This is a genomic window from Alkalispirochaeta alkalica DSM 8900, from assembly GCF_000373545.1.
GTDB classification, from domain to species: Bacteria; Spirochaetota; Spirochaetia; order DSM-27196; family Alkalispirochaetaceae; genus Alkalispirochaeta; species Alkalispirochaeta alkalica.
Map to the genome: position 1 here is coordinate 175,085 of NZ_KB891703.1, position 16,311 is coordinate 191,395.

Sequence of the window (16,311 nt, forward strand, 5' to 3'; positions counted from 1 at the left end):
TAGGCCCAAGGAGCCGAACGCGCAAGGAATTTTTTGGAAACGTTTGCAAAAAATTCCTTGACTGCCGGGGGATTCGGCCCTAAGCTGTGACCTGCAATGAAGCAGGCAGTGAGCAGGCAATGAAAAGAGAAACGGTGAAGCACCCAGAAACAAAAACCATCCCGGAGCAACCCCGGTGACGATCAAGGATATCGCCCGGATCGCCCGGGTCAGCGTCTCCACCGTCTCGCGCAGCCTCAACGACAGCCCCCTGGTGGCGGAATCAACCAGGCGCCGGATCAAGGCAATCGCCGAAGACCGGGGGTTCGAGTTCAACGCCGGGGCCCGGGGCATGGTCACCCNGAGNGTAGGNACCATCGGGGTGATCCTCCCCGACGAGTACGACGAGTTTCACATGCAACTCTACCACAGCGGCCTCCACAACGCCCTGCGCCGCGCCCTGGAACGGTCCGGTCTCGATCTCATCGTGGGGTTCGCGCGGAACCGTTTCGACGGAAGCGACAACGTGACCCGCCTGGTCCGCAGAAAAAAAGTAGACGGNNTGATCATNATGGGCTCCCGCCTGGAACGGGAGACAGAACACTACCTTCAGGAGACGCGCACCTCCTACGTCTTCTCGCACTATCCCCCCGCCGAACCCCGCCCCGACGTAGACTGGGTCTACGTGGATCACGAAAAGGGGGGCATGCTGGCGGGAGACCACTTTCTGCAGTGTCGGTGCAGAAAGATCGTCGTCCTGGGGGACCCCTCCCTGGGGCTGGAGTTCAACCAGCGCCTGGCGGGGCTGGAAAAAGCCCTGGCCCTGGCAGAACCCTCGGGAGAGATCCGGATCATCCCGGGCGAGCCCTCCATCAAGGAGGGGTTCCGTCTGGTCCGGGAACACCGGGCCGAGATCACAAGCTGCGATGCGCTCTTTGCCATGAACGACCTCATGGCGATCGGCGCGATGCAGGCCCTGGCTGCAGAGGGNGTAGCCGTCCCCGGGGACCTTCCCGTTGTGGGTTACGACGACATCCCCCTGGCAGAGAGCCTGCACCCCTCGCTCACCACGGTACGGCAACCCTCGGAAGAGGTGGCCTTCATGACCTGCGAGCGTCTGATCGAGATGATAGAAGACAAGAGCCGTGGCCGGGTCCACCAACCCCGGCACATTGCGCTCCAGCCCCAGCTCATCCTTCGGGAAAGCAGCCCCGGCTGCGAAAGCCGATGAGATTCATAGTGCCGAAAGGAAGGAAAAGATGGCAGAAAAAAAAGATTCCATTCGTATTGGTGTAATCGGAACTGGGCGGATCGGATACGTCCACGCAAAGAACCTGGTCCAGCGTGTCCAGGGAGTTGAAGTGGTCTGTGTGGCAGACCCCTACGTGGATCGCGCCACGGAATGGCTCGACGAGCTGGGCATCACCGAGCGGTATACCGACCCCGCGAAGGTCCTGAACCACGACAAGGTAGACGCCGTGTACATCTGCTCCAGCACCGACACCCACGCCGATTTTCTGGTGGATGCCGCAAAAGCAGGAAAGCACATCTTCTGTGAGAANCCGATCGACCTGGACGTGGAAAAGGTCAAGAACGCACTGGAAGTTGCNAAAAAGGCGGGTGTGACCCTGCAGATCGGCTTTAACCGCCGGTTTGACCACAACTTTGCTGCGGTGAAGCAGGCGATCCTGGACAAGAAGGTGGGAGACCTCCACATGATCAAGGTAACCAGCCGCGACCCCGAACCGCCCCCGGCAGAGTACGTGAAGGTCTCGGGNGGAATCTTCCTGGACATGATGATCCACGACCTGGACATGGTGCGGTTTCTCTCGGGTTCCGAGGTGAAGGCCGTCTCCGCTGCCGGTGCCGTTCTGGTTGACCCCGCCATCGGCGAGGCCGGCGACATCGACACCGCCGTGGTGACCCTCTGGCTCGAAAACGGCGCGATCGCCGTGATCGATATCAGCCGGAAAGCCGTGTACGGCTACGATCAGCGCGTCGAGGTCTTTGGATCGGCAGGTATGGCCCGCACCGAGAACGATCTCCCCGCAACCATCGAGATCACCGGTATCGAGGGCAGCCGCAAGGAGAAACCCCTCTGGTTNTTCCTGGAGCGGTACAACGAATCCTTCCTGGTGGAGTCCGAAGCCTTCGTCAAGGCTCTCCGCGAGGGAACTACTCCTCCCGTGGTAGGTGTGGACGGGCTCGAGCCCATGTATCTGGCCATGGCTGCCAAGAAATCTCTGGAAGAGAAGCGGGTGGTGGAGATCTCCGAGGTCCGCTAGTCGTCGTTGCGTACGCCCCGGGTCCATCATACCAGAACCCGGGGCAGGCTGGACGCTATCGCGCCGAAACGGCAACGGTTCCTCCCGGATGCCCGGATGCCCGGATGCCCGGATGCCCGGATGCCCGGATGCCCGGATGCCCGGATGCCCGGATGCCCGGATGCCCGGATGCCCGGATGCCCTGGTCCGGGGAGCCCGGCGTTCCCCCGGCCCTTCCCGGAATACCCCGAAGAACCGGGGCCTGCACGGTCAGGGGTTGACTGGTGGCGTTTATATGGTAATATCAGACTATCTGATAATTGATATAACGCCACTGGCGGAACGGTAACCACGAGCAAGGAGCGAGACCATGGCAATCATTCGAAGCGGAGCCCGGCTATCGGCGGGCATGAACAGCATAATTGCAGAGGACGGACCCTATCAGGAGATGCTGATGGACTTCTCCATCCTGCGGCTCGCTCCCGGCGAGGTCTGGACAAACCAGGATCCCCGGGAACGGGCCTTCCTGCTCATGACAGGTACCGTAACCTTCGCCTGGCAGGAGGATCAGGAAACCCGGTCGGTTCAGTGCACGCGCCGGAACCTGCTCGACGAGGACCCCTGGGCGCTGCACCTCTGCGCCGGCGCCGAGGCCACCCTCACGGCCGGTCCCGAGGGTGTCGAGATCGCCCTCCAGTCCGTGGGGAACACCNGAACCTTCGCACCCCGTCTCTGGAAGCCCGGGGAGTACCGCTCGGACCGCTTTGGCGAGGGAACGCTGCAGGACACCAGCACCCGCACGGTTCGCACCATCTTTGACGCCGCCACGGCCCCCGAGAGCGGCATGGTCTTGGGAGAAGTGATCAACTATCCCGGGAAATGGTCCAGCTACCCGCCCCACGTCCACGCCCAGCCCGAGGTGTACCACTACCGGTTCTTTCCCGCCCAGGGGTTCGGGTTTTCCCAGGTGGGTGACGAGGTATATCGAGTCACCAACGGGGATACCGTTACGATCGATCCCGACGTTCCCCACCCCCAGACGGCGGCTCCGGGCTACGCCATGTACTACATCTGGATGATCCCCCATCTGCCCCAGGACCGGTTTGGACCCGATTCCCGGATCTTCCAGGAGGAGCACACCTGGGTGATGAACGGGGATGCCCCCATATGGCCCGACGCACCCCTGACGAAGGTCCTGGACCACCAGACCTCGTGACCGGATAGGGGGGCGTTGACCACATAGCGGTACGCAGGAGTGATGTGACAGGCAGGGGTGACGCGGTGCACACGGGTGACGTGGCGCCCGCAGAGAGAAACACCCGATCTTTATGATACCCAAGGAGACGCCGATGAAAACGGTTCGAATGACCATGGCCCAGGCGCTTTTGCGCTTTCTGGATAACCAGTATCTGGAAGCTGACGGGCAGGAGTACAAGTTTGTTGAAGGTATTTTCGGAATTTTCGGGCACGGAAACGTGGTCGGACTGGGCGAAGCCATCGTGGAAACCGAGCACAATCTGGTCTTCCGCCAGGGCAAGAACGAGCAGGCCATGGCCCACGCGGCGATGGGCTTTGCCAAGCAGCGGAACCGTCGGCAGATCTACGCCGTAACCAGCTCGGTAGGTCCCGGAGCGCTCAATATGGTCACCGCTGCCGCCACGGCCACGGTAAACCGTATTCCCGTGCTCTTTCTGCCGGGTGACACCTACGCGTGTCGTCAGCCCGACCCCGTTCTTCAGCAGGTAGAGAACGAGTTCGATCTGAACGTTACCGCCAACGATGCCTTCAAGCCGGTGAGCAAGTTCTGGGACCGGATCGCGCGCCCCGAGCAGCTCATGAGTTCCCTCATCCATGCCATGCGGGTTCTGACCGACCCCGCCCAGACCGGGGCCGTCACCATCGGCATTCCCCAGGATACCCAGGCTGAAAGCTACGATTATCCCGAGAGCTTTTTCCGCAAACGCGTGTATCGGGTAAACCGGCCGCAACTCCCGGAAAGCGCCCTGGAGCGGCTGACCGAACTCGTGGCGGGGAGCAAGAAGCCCCTCATGATCTGCGGTGGCGGGGTTCGCTACTCCGAAGCCGGTCAGGTCTTTGGCGAGGTCGCCGAAGAGTTTGGCCTCCCCTTCGGAGAGACCCAGGCAGGAAAGGGCACCCTCACCTGGGACCACGCCTGGAACCTGGGCGGCATCGGTGTGACGGGAGGCGAGGCGGCCAACGTGATCGCCCGCGATGCCGATCTGCTCATCGCCGTGGGAACACGGTTGGGCGACTTCACCACAGCCAGCAAGATCGCCTTCCAGAATCCCGATCTCAAGGTTGCGGCGATCAACATCAATTCCTTTGACTCCTTCAAGATGGACGCCGAGTCCTTTGTGGGTGACGCCCGGGAGGTGCTGGGTCAGGTAGCGGAGAAACTCCGCAGCCGGGGCTGGCGCAGTGCCTACACCACCGAGGTCAGTCAGGCCCGCGAGGCCTGGAACAAGGAAGTAGACCGCCTCTACAGCGAGGAAGACCCCCAGGGGTTGAGTCAGACCAGGGTCCTGGGAGAGCTCAACGAGAAACTCCTGGACCCCTCGGACGTGGTGGTGAGCGCCTCGGGGAGCCTTCCCGGGGACATGCAGCGGGTCTGGCGGTGCCGTCACCAGGATACCTACCACATGGAATACGGCTTCAGCTGCATGGGCTACGAGATCAACGCCGCCTACGGAGCACAGCTGGCGCTTCCTGACCAGCGGGTTTACTCCATGGTGGGAGACGGCGGGTTTGTGATGCTCCACAGCGAGCTGCTCTCGGCTGTGCAGGAGCAGGTTCCCTTTACGGTTGTTCTCTTTGATAACCACGGCTTCCAGGTGATCGACAACCTGCAGACCAATCAGGGAATCTCCAGCTACGCCAACGAGTGGCGCAAGCGCCAGGGGCCGGAGGGCAAGCTTCTGGGTGACTACCTGGAGGTGGACTACGCCAGGATAGCCGAGGGCTACGGCGTTACCGCCTACCGGGTACGTACTCTGGAGGAGCTTCGCCAGGCCGTAACCGAGTCAAAGAAGGTAAACGGTCCCGTTCTGATCGACGTGAAGGTCACGGAGAAGTCCATGACCCACGGATACGAGAGCTGGTGGCGCGTAGGAGTGCCCGAGATCTCGGAGAGCCCCTCCGTTCAGGCGGCGCACAAGGATCTGACAGACCATCTGAAGCGGGTCCGCCTCTTCTAGAATCTCTGCGTCTAGAATCTCTGGCCTGGAGGCTCTGGTCGGGAGCCTCTGGAATCACTCGCCGGTAAGGCTCCCTTCGCGGGGGCCTTGCCGGGCGATCTCCTGCAGACACCACCCCGGGCAGAGCACGTCCCGGGCAGAGACCATCTCGTGGCGACAGCGTCGGCAGGGCGAGCGCTCCAGGTCCTTCCGGGCCGGGGCGCCTGTTCTGGCCTGGGTTCTATTTTGCCAGGGCCGGGTGTTCCAGGGGGTGTTCCAGACGGGTTTTCGCGGAAGCTCCCGGCCCGGGGTCTGCCGGTTCGGGTTCCACCGGTTCGGAGCCAGCCACCCCGGCCAGCGCCATCTCGAGGCGTTCTGTCTCCGGGCGATCTGTCGCGGGCAGGGAAGCGGGCAGGTGGAGGAGCTTCCTGATCCGTCTGAAGTGGCGACCGTGGCGACGCAGGGCCGTGGAGGAATCCTCCGATCGGAGGGTTCGCACGATATCGGCGTGATCCAGGGCCACCTCGTGGAGGTCCTGCATCTTGATGTAGGAGGTTCGTATCTCCTCGCTCATAAAGGCGTGGAGACTTGCATAGAGGGCGCAAAAAAGCCTGTTCCCCCCGGCCTCCACAATAAGCTCGTGAAACCGGTAGTCGGCCTCCACCATGCGGCTGATCTCGTGATGCTCTGCCGCCTCCTCCATTGTGAGAATCTGTTGATCCAGGAGTTCCAGGGTCTTGCGCGCCGAGGGGACCCCCTCGGCCAGGGCCGATCCCAGACGGGAGAAGCAGATGTTCTCGATCGCCTCGCGCAACTCCAGGACATCGCGCAGATCGTCCTCTCCCAGGAGCAAGGCCCAGGTGATCGCCTCGGACGACACGTGAGCACGGCCGCGCACGTAGGTCCCCTTGGCGGTGCGGGATTCCAGAACCCCCAGGTGCTGGAAGACCTTGATCGCCTCCCTGATCGAGGAGCGTCCCACGCCGAACATCTGGGCGAGATCCTTCTCCGTGGGGATGCGCGTACCTGGCCGGTAGTGCCCTGATGCGATCAGGTCTTTGAGTCGGGCCATAACTTGCGCAACCACGGTTCGTTGCGCGATGGGGGTTTCCTCTTCAAGATAATGGTTCATAGGGCCTCCGCGCGTAAGTATATTATAATCAGACTATCTGAACATATTGTACAGCAGGGTTTGGACATTTGTCATTCAAAATTTTACGTCGTTTCACGGGCCTCTCCCGGTGGCCTTCTGCCCTTCGGGGAGTTACGTGCTCCCGTCCCCGCATTCAAGCGATCACCTGCCCCCGGGGCGCTCCTGCCCGGGTTCCGTCCTGATCCGGAGAATGCAGTAATTCCAGTTCATGATCTCCGGTTCAAACCTGCCCAGGGATTCCTGAAAAGACCGGTCGTGCTTTTTCGGCGGGTGCTCCTGGATGCTGCGGGGTACAATCACGTAATCGTAGTCGGTGATCTTCCCGTAGGGTTCGACGCCGGGCATGGGGTGGTCCTGAAACTCGTGCTTGGTCAGAACCAGAATCTTGCACCCCTCAAAGTCGTTGAGGATCGTTTTCTTGATCCGCTGCTCCTGAAGGGACTCGATAAAGAGATCTTCCCCCCAGACCAGGGAGGTGCCCTGAACGATAAAATCGAACTTCTTCCGGGTGAAACTCATCCCGGGATCTCCCAGAAGCGTTCGGGTTACAGGGTCCAGCGTACCCCCGGCAGCAACCACAGAGAGCTTCCGGTGGTCCACGTGCTGCCCCAGGAGCATGGGGAGGATCCCCGCGTTGTGGGTGTGGAGCGAGAAGNTCCGGTCGGTGCTGTGCTGGTGGTCGATAAAGATGCTCGCCAGATGATACACCGTGCTCCCCGCACCGAGGAGGACCGAGGTATCACGGGAGGCGTCATCTGTCAGAGTATCCTGGGGGGCAGGGGGCGTCGAAAGTATCTTGTCGTAGGCTCCCCGGGCGGCCTTGATTTTCTGTGGCACGTAGAGGTGCTGCTTTTGAATGAACTCCAGCATCTCCCGGTGAAGGCACACCCGGAAGGTATTCACATCGCGACGCGCCTTCTTTTCAAAGAGCCGGGCCCCGATCTCGTCCTCGTAGCGCCGCAACTGCGTATAGACCCACTGGTTGCTACTGTACTCGACGCCGAAGCGCTCCTTCAGGTGGGCGCAGAGGTCCTCCACGGGAATAGCGATATCCCAGATCGATTCCGCATCGCTGGACTCAAAGATTTCCGAGAAGTGGTAGAGAACACCCATAACCAGGTCTTTACGCTTCAGGCGCTGGGGCTTCTTTTCAGTGTCACTTCGCATATTCAGAGATTGAACCACGATACAGAGAATTACGCAAGAAAATAGTTATTAANCTAATATGCATTTAATAGTTATATCGCTAAATCAGGCTATCAAGAATCAGGAAGTATTTTCTGGGGTTCTTGAGTATGTCATGGTAGGATTTCTCAGGAATATGGAAGAAATCACGAGGAGGTATCTGTGATGAGACGAACCTGTTTGGTGCTGGTTGTGCTGATCCTGTGCGCAGCAGCTGTTTTTGCCGGTGGAAAGCGGGAAGAGGGTGTTACCACCCTGACCATCGCCGGGCGTGACGGGGCCTTTGGAACGGCCATGGATCTTGCAACCCAGGAATATACCCGCCAGAACCCCAATGTGCGCTTTGAAATACTCAAGCTTTCCGGGGCGGAGCTCATGGAGCAGACCGTTATCGAGCTTCGGGGGGGAACGGGCGCCTTCGACGTGCTCCTGGTGGACGATCCCTTTCTGCCCCGGATCCAGGACGCAGGATGGCTGGTGAATCTGGACGACCTCTACCGCGAGCAAGGTCTTGAGATCGACCCCGATCTGGTGGAGAACATGGTCAACGTGGGCCGTTATCCCTATCCCTCGGGTGATCTCTACGCGCTCCCCCACGTGGGAAACGTGGCGCTCTTTGCCTACCGTCATGACATCGCTTCCCGCTACGGCTACAGCGCCATCGACACCTGGAGCGATGTCCTCGATATCGCCCGGCGCATCGACGCCGAGGGGGACGACACCGTGCCCGTACTCTTCCGTGGTGTCCAGGGCAACCCCATCGTAACGGGGTTCCTGCCGATCTTCTGGGCCTTCGGTGCCGACATTCTTGTTGACGGAAAGCCCGCCTTTGATACGCCCGAAGCACTCGCAGCGGTGGAGTTCTTTCTGGAACTGGCCGAGTACGCACCCGCCGGAGTCACGGCGTATCAGGCAACCCAGGTCCGGGACGCGCTTCTCTCCGGTGCCGGTGCCATGGCCATCGAGGTCTGGCCGGGCTGGATTGGTGATCTGGAAAACCCCGAGCAGTCAGACGTGGTTGGTAAGGTCTCGATCGCAGCCCACCCGGGTCAGGTGAAGGGCTCTTCTTCCATGATCGGTGCCTGGATGGTGGGTATCCCCCGGGATTCCCGCAATATTGACGCAGCCTTTGACTTTATCCAGTATCTCACCAGCGCTCCCGTCCAGGAGATGATGGCCGACAAAACAGGGATTCCCCCCACGCGCCATAGCGTGCACCACATCCCCCGGCTCCAGGAGAAGTACCCCTGGTACCCTGCTCAGCTGGCGGGACAGATCTCGGGATCGGTTCGTCCCCGAACGGACTACTGGCCCCAGATAGAGACCGTTTTTGGTGATTATCTGCAGCGTGCCCTGGTGGGCGAAGTCTCTGCCCAGGAGGCCCTGCAGCAAATCCAGCGACGGGTAACAGAGGTTCTGCGGTAACGTTTTCATACCCGACCCCGGAGAGAATCCTCCTCCGAGGATATCTCTCCGGGGTCCCTCCCTTCGGGGAGGAGCAGCCTCCGGGGAGTATCTCCCTTCGGGGGAGGAGCCCCTTCCGGGAATGATCCCGCACTGCGATCCGGTTCTGCAGGATCGTTCCCGGTTCTGCCAGGAAGGCGCCCGGGCGAGAGCCCCGAAAGCCCCGGAATCCCCGGGGAAATACCAAAGGAACTTTCAGAGGATACAGAAAGACCATGAGAAACACAGATCGTCTGGCTCACAACGCCTTTTTCTACGCGATCTTCGCGCCGGCGTTAATCATCATTCTTTTTTTGACAACCTACCCGATCGGGACGATCCTTCGCGATTCCTTCTATGAATACGATTTCATCCGGGGAACCCGGTTCTTTGTTGGATTCGACAATTACCGCCATATAATCGGCGAAGAACTCTTTCAGAGATCTTTCCAGAACACGGTGATCTTCACCTTTGCAGCCAGCTTTCTGGAAGTTTTTCTGGGAGTGCTTATTGCTTTCCTGCTCTACGGAGAATTTCGGGGAAAACGGGCCGCCTCGCTGGTCATTATTTTTCCCATGATCATCTCTACCATGGTGATCTGTGCGATCTGGCAGATCTTCTATCACTACGAGATCGGACTCTTCAACTATCTGTTGGGTCTCGTCGGGGCCGGCCCTGTGGGGTGGCTCACGGACAGGCAGATGGCCCTCTTTTCGGTCATCCTGGTTGATATATGGCAGTGGACACCCTTTGCGTTCCTGATCATTCAGGCCGGCATGGGATCCATTCCGAGAGAACTCTTTGAAGCGGCGCGGATCGATGGAGCCCGGTCGTCCCAGATCGCCTTCAGGATAACCCTGCCCATTCTCTCGGGGCAGATTCTGCTGGTGCTCATGCTCAGAACCCTGGACACCTTCCGGCTCTTTGACAAGGTGTACGCCCTGACAGGGGGCGGGCCCGCCAACTCGACCCAGACGCTCTCCTTCTTTATCTACCGCGAGGGGTTCTCCTTCTTCAACTTCGGGCGTGCCAGCGCAGCCTCGGTGATTACCCTCTTCTTTGTTGCTTTTCTGGCGCTCTTTTATGTTCGAAAACTGCTTCGGGAGGATGACTGAGATGTACCGATTTCGATTTTATCTGCAGCGGGCGCTCTTCTGGATCGCTCTGGTGGCCTTCCTGGTGATCATTGTTGCTCCGATCTACTGGATGGTCATCACCTCTCTCAAGAATCCCCGGGAGGTGATCAGCCCCATCCCGACACTCTTTCCTCACGCTCCCACCCTGCAGAATTACGGGAACGTCTTTTCGGCGGGAATCTGGCGCAACTTCTACAACACCGTGGTGGTGGCGGTCTCCTCCACAGCCACGGCGATCGTCCTGGCCTTTCTGGCTTCCTACGCCCTGGTGAGGTTCCGGTTCCCCCTGAAGATCAACAGACTCTTCCTGATCTGGGTTCTGGTGGTTCGAATACTGCCCCCCATCGTTCTGGCGGTACCGCTCTTCACCGTCTTTAATCAGGTCCGGCTGATCAACACCCTGGCGGGGCTGATCATCGCCTTCCAGATCTATACACTTCCCTACTCGATCTGGATCATCTACGGCTTCCTGAAATCCCTGCCCCTGGAGTTCGAGGAGGCAGCGATGATCGACGGAGCATCTCCCGGGCGGATTCTGATCTGCATCGTGGCCCCTCTGGTTCGAACCGGCGTGATCGCCACATCGATCTTCAGCCTTATCCTCGCCTGGAACGAGTTTCTCTTTGCCTTGCTCTTTGTCAGGACGCCCCGGTTGCTGACCTTGCCGGTGGTAATCTCCCGCTACATCGGAGAGTATTCCACCCAGTGGGGGGAACTCATGGCGATCGGTCTGATGGCATCGCTCCCGATTCTGATCTTCTCCAACCTGGTCTACCGACAGTTAACCCAGGGTTTCTCCATGAGCCTGAAGTGAGGTGAGGCGATGACGTTCTTTCAGAAGGTGCTGGTCACGGCCCACACGGGCTGTGAAGGTACCAAACCCAATACGGTGGAGTCCTTTCGTGCTGCCCTGGATACGGAGGCTGACCTCATAGAGGTGGATATTCGCAGCAGTCGCGACGGAGTCCCGTTGCTGCATCACGACGCAGAGCTCACCAACTCCCGGGGAGAGCGGTTGCGCATCGCTGACGTTACCAGCGAGGAGGCCAGAGCCTTCGTGGCGTACGACCCGGATCTCCTGCCCCCTTTGGAGGGCATTCTCGAGCTGGTACGGGGACGATCCTGCCTGGTCAACCTGGATCTGAAAGATCCGGGGAGTCTGGGCTATCTCCGGAATCTGCTCGTCTCCTGGAAACTGGAGGATTCCGTGGTCTTTACGGGGTGCAATGCTGAATGGGCAGAGATGATTACCCGGGAGTCGCCCCGGTTCCAGGTGATGCTGAACGCCCCGGAACCAGGAGAAATCCCCCTGGCCATGGAGGACTACCAGCTCTACACGGAGCAGGTCTGCCGGAGCGCCCGCCAGGCCGGATGCTGCGGGATCAATCTCCACCATCGGCTCTGCCAGCCCTCTCTGGTAGACTACGCCAACCGACGGTTTCTTCCCGTCTCGGTGTGGACGGTAAACGACGGGGAGACCATGCGGTCCCTGATCGATCAGGGAGTCTCGTCAATTACCACCATGGAGCCCGGGAAGCTCCAGAAACTGCAGGAGGAACTGCTCCTGGAAGGATCGTCCCGGTCCGGCCCGTTTCTGGAGTCTGGCAGGGCTGTACGGTCGGGTACGCCTATACGGTCAGTTTAAGGAGCCGCCGGGTACGCTCAAAATGCTCCCGGTGGCGGATACAGGCCTTTTCGGGGGACTGGCTCTGGAGCACGGCGATAATCTCGGCGTGGTCCCGGGCCGCCTCGGAGAGCTCGGCCATCTCGGTGTAGGACGAACGGATTTCCTCGCTCAGAAAAGCGTGAAGGCTTGAGTAGAGCGCCCGGAAGAGGTGGTTCCCCCCGGCCCGGACAATGTGGCCGTGAAAGCGGTAGTCTGCCTCCACCAGATCCTGCACCTGGTTGCCCGCAGCGGCCCGTTCCATCACCGCAACCTGTTCCTGGAGCGCCTTCAGAACCGTTTGGGCCGACTCCGACCCTTCTGTCAGCTCCCGGGTGAGCCGGGCAAAGCAGACGGTCTCGATCGCCTCGCGCAGTTCCATCACATCCTGGAGATCGTCGTCGCCCAGGAGCAGGGCCCAGGCGATCGCTTCGGAGGAGATATGTGCTCTCTCCCGGAGGAAGGTTCCTTTTGCAGCACGGGATTCAACCACACCAAGATGCTGGAAAACCTTGATCGCCTCGCGGACAGAGGATCTTCCCACACCGAGCATCTCGGAGAGTTCCTTTTCTGTGGGAAGGCGATCGCCGGGACGGTACTTCCCCGAGGCGATAACTTCCTTGAGATGAGCCATTACCTGGGCAACAACGGTCTGTTGCGAAATGTGCGCGTTTTCGTTCGATGAGTACAGGTCCATCGGGTCCCCCAAAATATCAATGTAAGCGATTAACCGCCGGCAGGAAAGAAAACACCTAATCGCGATAAAACTTTATCATACAATCCCGGACGTGACCACTATTGTCACATGTCACACAATGCCAGTGGCACTCAATGACCGGTGGCACATACCCATCCCTGGCGTACCACACCAGGGGGTATTCCCACCGTCGGGCCTGCTGCTGTGGCACGCTGCCGTGGCAGGGGCAAAAAAAACCCTACCCTGCTGCACGACAGGGTAGGGATCAGGAGGTTCCCGCAGGACCCTGCCGAAAGGCCCTGCGGGAAATACTGCACAATCTAGCGGCCGAAGGTGGCCCAGTGGGTTCCAAAGATCTTCTCCTCGTCGGGAAGAACCGGCGGGATAGGCTTGGAGACCCAGGTGACGTTCCGGAAATGCCAGTAGGCAATATTCTCGGTGGTCATATTGCCGCCCCAGGTTCCACACCCCAGGGTAAGAGAGAAGGGCATGCCGTTGTCGTAGTTCCCGCTGTTGGCGGCGCTCTGGGCCTGGCGAACCATGATGCGACTCACCGGGGCCTGGAGTCCCAGCTCCATAATCCGGTCCTCCCGGGTTGTGTGGATCCCGCAGGAATGGCCGTAGCCCGAGAAGGCCGTGATATCCTTCACGTACTGGATCGCCTGGGGAAAACCGCTGTATTTCCAGAGGGTCATCACCACGGAAAGTTTTTCGCCGGCGAAGAGCTCTCCGGATTCTACCTTCTCGGCCTCAACCATGATAAACCGGGTTGTCTCGGGGACGGAGAAACCGGCCAGACTCGCGATCTTTCCGGCGCTCTGGGCAACAACGGCCCTGTTCAGGGTGTGTCCGTCGGGCCACATGGTCTCCTGTAGCCGGGCCTTCTCCTCGGCGCTGCAGAGGTACCCGCCCTGTTTTTTCAGCTCTTCCACCATGGCGGTGTAGATCGACGACTCGATCACCAGAGAGTTCTCGGCGGAGCAACTGGTGGCATTATCAAAGGTCTTGCCCAGGGCAATCTTCCGTGCCGCGTCTTCCCTGTCGGCCGTTTCGTCGACGATCACCACAGCGTTCCCTGCTCCAACCCCGTAGGCGGGGGTTCCGCTGGAGTAGGCGGCCTTCACCATACCGGGACCACCCGTGGCGACCACCAGATCTACCACCTGCATGAGTTCCTGGGTCAGATCCACCGTGGGCTCTTCGATCCACTGTACCAGGTCCTCGGGGCCGCCGGCTTTCCTGATCCCGTCGCGTAGCTTCTGCGCGGCCAGGCCGGAGCAGCCTTTCCCCTTGGGATGGGGGGCAAAGATGACGGCATTACGGTTTTTCAGGATCGCCAGGCCGTTTCCGCCCACCGAAGAGGTGGGGTTGGTCACGGGGATCAGGGCCCCTACCACGCCCACGGGCTTGATAATCTTGATGAGCCCCTTCTCGGGGTCCTCTTCGAGCACACCCACGGACTTTACGCCCTGGAGATCCCGAAGGGTTCCCAGAATTTTTTTCTGGTGCTTCAGAAGCTTGTCTTCGTAGACGCCCAGGCCCGTTTCCTCGTGGGCGAGGCGGGCGCAGGCTTCGGCGCTCTCGGTCTTGTAGATCTCCCAGCCCGCCGCCGCCACCAGGGCGTCGATCTCCTCCTGGGAGTAGTGTTCTATCTGCTTTTGTGCTGCCCGGGCCCGGGCCAGCTTTTCCTGTACTACGCTCATGGTCTCTTTCCTCTTCCTTGTCCTGGTTCCCGTTTTTTCTCGCGGTCCCTGCGGTCCTGCGTTCCCGCGATCGTCTTCCCGCCGTCCCTGCGTGCTGGCCGCAGGGACCGGCCTTATTTGTCGGGGTTGGGGATCATCAGATCCCGGATGATCTGGCACAGCTCGGCGTACCCCCCGATAAACTGCCGCAGGGTGCGCACCGTGGCTCCGTAGGTGTCGAACTCGGCGTGGGTCAGTCCGTCGGGCTCGTAGGCGCGGCGGAAGTCCTCGACCTTCGAGGAGAGTTCCCTGATGATCGCCGGGTCCACGGGCTGGCTCATGCGTTCTTCCACGGATACGTCGGAGCCGTTGAACCGTTTGGCCCATTTGCAGGGAATGGTGAGCACCACGTCCCCCCCAATAAACTGGGACCAGTGGTAGTGGTTCCGGTACGCCGCTGCCAGGAGTCGCGTTGTGTATCCCTTCTCCTGGTAGATCCGGTAGGCGTTCTTGAAGACCGCCACACCNGCCCATTCCAGGTAGTCGGGGTTTACGATGATACCTTTCTTGTTGGTTGCAACCTTGATCCAGTCGTCGGTCCGGCCCACCATGATGGTGCAGACCGGTGCGATCATGGAGTTGTCGAGTCCCTCGGCTTCGCGGCGCTTCAGGCCCCGTTCAACGGCCTCGGCCACGGCCAGTGCCTGGGGGACGGTGAAGGAAACCGTGGCGTTCACGCTGATGCCGTGGTAGGTAACCTCTTCAATGGCCTGTACGCCTGCCTCGGTGACGGGCATCTTCACGTTCAGGTTGGGGATAACCGTGGCAAAATGGAGCGACTGCTTCACCATGGCCTCGGCGTCCCGGTAGAACTTGGCGTTCGTTTGCATGGAGAGGCGGCCCTTTTTGCCTCCGGTCTTTTCAAAGACAGGTTCGAGCAGTTTTGCAGCCTTGACGGCCATCTCGTCGATCAGCTTCCAGGCGATATCGTCCTCGGTGGCGCAGGGGTTCTCCCTGATGATCTCGCCGATGCGGCCCTGCCAGTCGGAAAAACTCTTCTTCAGGACATCCACCACGATGACCGGGTTTGTGGTCGCTCCCACGGCGCCGTGCTCTATTCCGTACTCGAGTTCGTCCATGGCGCTGGAATCGTTCCAGTAGTCAGTCGGGGTGGTCTGGCTCATTTCGTGCAGGGGGCTTCGATACGCACTCATTCTTTCCGTCCTCCGTGATTGTTCATCTTTGGGCAGCCAGCGGTACGCCACTGCCGCATATCCATAGCCAGGGGCGTTGTATCCGCAACCGGACCTCTGGTTATCCGTCATTTAGTTTGTCTGATAAACGGATTATATACCATATTTTCCAGTTGTCAATCCCGAAATTGTGTGCTCCCGGGCTTTCGTGGACGAGGCTGAGGGCGAGGTCGTAGCCGGTCAGATTCAGCATGCTCGGTGGAAGAAGAGCCGGGCTTTTGCTACCCCGCCTTCCGGGTTTGCCTCGGAATGTGCCTCGGGAGGCGCCCTCGCATGAGAAAATGAAAGGCACCCCCAGAGCGCGCCTCCCCGAAGGAGCGAAAGAAGGGATTGCATTGTCTGATAATCTTGACATATGAACAAAGAGGGCTTAGCGTAGGAGCATAAGGAGTACGACAGTGGGAAATCGGGAAGCGATACAACACATGAAAACGATTCGGGAGCAGGTGCGTCTTGGCGGTGGTGAGGCGCGGATAGAGCAGCAGCACCAGAANGGGAAGCACACCGCNCGGGAGCGGCTGCAGGCATTGCTGGACGAGGGGAGTTTTGTGGAGCACCAGCACTACAGCAAGGGGCGGTCCACAATGTTCGGCCTTGGAGACAAGCGGATCCACGGCGACGGAGTAGCCACGGGGAGCGGACTTGTGGAGGGCCGGCAGGTC

13 protein-coding genes are annotated in these 16,311 nt (G+C 60.0%); 9 read left to right on the forward strand and 4 right to left on the reverse strand.

The genetic code is table 11. The annotated features are described in order from the left end of the window. Nucleotides 1-175: 175 nt before the first annotated feature. The 4 genes from B071_RS0107250 to iolD all read left to right on the forward strand — a co-directional run bounded on the left by B071_RS0107250 (nucleotide 176) and on the right by iolD (nucleotide 5,458). Nucleotides 176-1,210, forward strand: coding sequence for a LacI family DNA-binding transcriptional regulator (locus tag B071_RS0107250; RefSeq protein WP_018526442.1), 1,035 nt, complete (start codon nucleotides 176-178; stop codon nucleotides 1,208-1,210). A gap of 28 nt (nucleotides 1,211-1,238) precedes the next feature. Beyond that, nucleotides 1,239-2,264: an inositol 2-dehydrogenase gene (iolG, locus tag B071_RS0107255; protein WP_018526443.1), complete on the forward strand. Its 1,026-nt coding sequence runs from the start codon at nucleotides 1,239-1,241 to the stop codon at nucleotides 2,262-2,264. A 433-nt stretch (nucleotides 2,265-2,697) separates the two neighbouring features. Further along, nucleotides 2,698-3,459, forward strand: a complete 762-nt coding sequence (locus B071_RS16460; protein WP_438829627.1) for a 5-deoxy-glucuronate isomerase — start codon at nucleotides 2,698-2,700, stop codon at nucleotides 3,457-3,459. Nucleotides 3,460-3,592: 133 nt separating this feature from the next. Further along, nucleotides 3,593-5,458 carry a 3D-(3,5/4)-trihydroxycyclohexane-1,2-dione acylhydrolase (decyclizing) gene (gene iolD, locus B071_RS0107265; protein WP_018526445.1) on the forward strand — a complete coding sequence of 622 codons (1,866 nt, stop codon included), beginning with the start codon at nucleotides 3,593-3,595 and terminating at the stop codon, nucleotides 5,456-5,458. A gap of 220 nt (nucleotides 5,459-5,678) precedes the next feature. Here iolD and B071_RS18385 read toward each other — a convergent pair whose 3' ends face one another. Further along, the gene (locus B071_RS18385) at nucleotides 5,679-6,569 is read right to left on the reverse strand and encodes a FadR/GntR family transcriptional regulator (RefSeq protein ID WP_018526446.1); all 891 of its coding nucleotides are present in this window, start codon (nucleotides 6,567-6,569) and stop codon (nucleotides 5,679-5,681) included. Between the two features lie 1,371 nt (nucleotides 6,570-7,940). On the opposite strand from B071_RS18385, the gene B071_RS0107285 reads away from it, so the two are divergent. The 4 genes from B071_RS0107285 to B071_RS0107300 all read left to right on the forward strand — a co-directional run bounded on the left by B071_RS0107285 (nucleotide 7,941) and on the right by B071_RS0107300 (nucleotide 11,999). After that, complete coding sequence (locus tag B071_RS0107285) at nucleotides 7,941-9,200, forward strand: extracellular solute-binding protein (protein ID WP_018526449.1); 1,260 nt, start codon at nucleotides 7,941-7,943, stop codon at nucleotides 9,198-9,200. A 254-nt stretch (nucleotides 9,201-9,454) separates the two neighbouring features. Further along, nucleotides 9,455-10,333, forward strand: coding sequence for a carbohydrate ABC transporter permease (locus B071_RS0107290; RefSeq protein ID WP_018526450.1), 879 nt, complete (start codon nucleotides 9,455-9,457; stop codon nucleotides 10,331-10,333). A gap of 1 nt (nucleotide 10,334) precedes the next feature. Further along, complete coding sequence (locus B071_RS0107295) at nucleotides 10,335-11,168, forward strand: carbohydrate ABC transporter permease (RefSeq protein ID WP_018526451.1); 834 nt, start codon at nucleotides 10,335-10,337, stop codon at nucleotides 11,166-11,168. Nucleotides 11,169-11,177: 9 nt separating this feature from the next. Then, nucleotides 11,178-11,999 (forward strand): glycerophosphodiester phosphodiesterase, encoded by an 822-nt coding sequence (locus B071_RS0107300; protein ID WP_018526452.1) that lies wholly within the window; start codon nucleotides 11,178-11,180, stop codon nucleotides 11,997-11,999. On the opposite strand, the gene B071_RS0107305 is transcribed toward B071_RS0107300, so the two are convergent. From B071_RS0107305 to B071_RS0107315, 3 genes are all read right to left on the reverse strand, one after another. Further along, on the reverse strand, nucleotides 11,983-12,714 hold the full coding sequence (locus tag B071_RS0107305) for a FadR/GntR family transcriptional regulator (protein ID WP_018526453.1): 732 nt from the start codon (nucleotides 12,712-12,714) through the stop codon (nucleotides 11,983-11,985). The two genes, B071_RS0107300 and B071_RS0107305, sit on opposite strands and share 17 nt — an antisense overlap. Before the next feature lie 320 nt (nucleotides 12,715-13,034). Further along, complete coding sequence (locus tag B071_RS0107310) at nucleotides 13,035-14,417, reverse strand: aldehyde dehydrogenase family protein (protein WP_018526454.1); 1,383 nt, start codon at nucleotides 14,415-14,417, stop codon at nucleotides 13,035-13,037. Between the two features lie 113 nt (nucleotides 14,418-14,530). Next, on the reverse strand, nucleotides 14,531-15,721 hold the full coding sequence (locus B071_RS0107315; RefSeq protein WP_438829612.1) for a transaldolase family protein: 1,191 nt from the start codon (nucleotides 15,719-15,721) through the stop codon (nucleotides 14,531-14,533). 353 nt (nucleotides 15,722-16,074) lie between these two features. On the opposite strand from B071_RS0107315, the gene B071_RS0107320 reads away from it, so the two are divergent. Continuing rightward, nucleotides 16,075-16,311, forward strand: a 237-nt coding sequence (locus B071_RS0107320) for a carboxyl transferase domain-containing protein (protein ID WP_026245069.1), incomplete at its 3' end; no start/stop codon positions are given.

Excerpts from the sequence above, each read along its gene's own strand:
- iolD (WP_018526445.1), top strand. The coding sequence starts at position 3,593 with ATGAAAACGGTTCGAATGACCATGGCCCAGGCGCTTTTGCGCTTTCTG.
- B071_RS18385 (WP_018526446.1), bottom strand. The coding sequence starts at position 6,569 with ATGAACCATTATCTTGAAGAGGAAACCCCCATCGCGCAACGAACCGTG.
- B071_RS0107285 (WP_018526449.1), top strand. The coding sequence starts at position 7,941 with ATGAGACGAACCTGTTTGGTGCTGGTTGTGCTGATCCTGTGCGCAGCA.
- B071_RS0107290 (WP_018526450.1), top strand. The coding sequence starts at position 9,455 with ATGAGAAACACAGATCGTCTGGCTCACAACGCCTTTTTCTACGCGATC.
- B071_RS0107295 (WP_018526451.1), top strand. The coding sequence starts at position 10,335 with ATGTACCGATTTCGATTTTATCTGCAGCGGGCGCTCTTCTGGATCGCT.
- B071_RS0107300 (WP_018526452.1), top strand. The coding sequence starts at position 11,178 with ATGACGTTCTTTCAGAAGGTGCTGGTCACGGCCCACACGGGCTGTGAA.
- B071_RS0107305 (WP_018526453.1), bottom strand. The coding sequence starts at position 12,714 with ATGGACCTGTACTCATCGAACGAAAACGCGCACATTTCGCAACAGACC.
- B071_RS0107310 (WP_018526454.1), bottom strand. The coding sequence starts at position 14,417 with ATGAGCGTAGTACAGGAAAAGCTGGCCCGGGCCCGGGCAGCACAAAAG.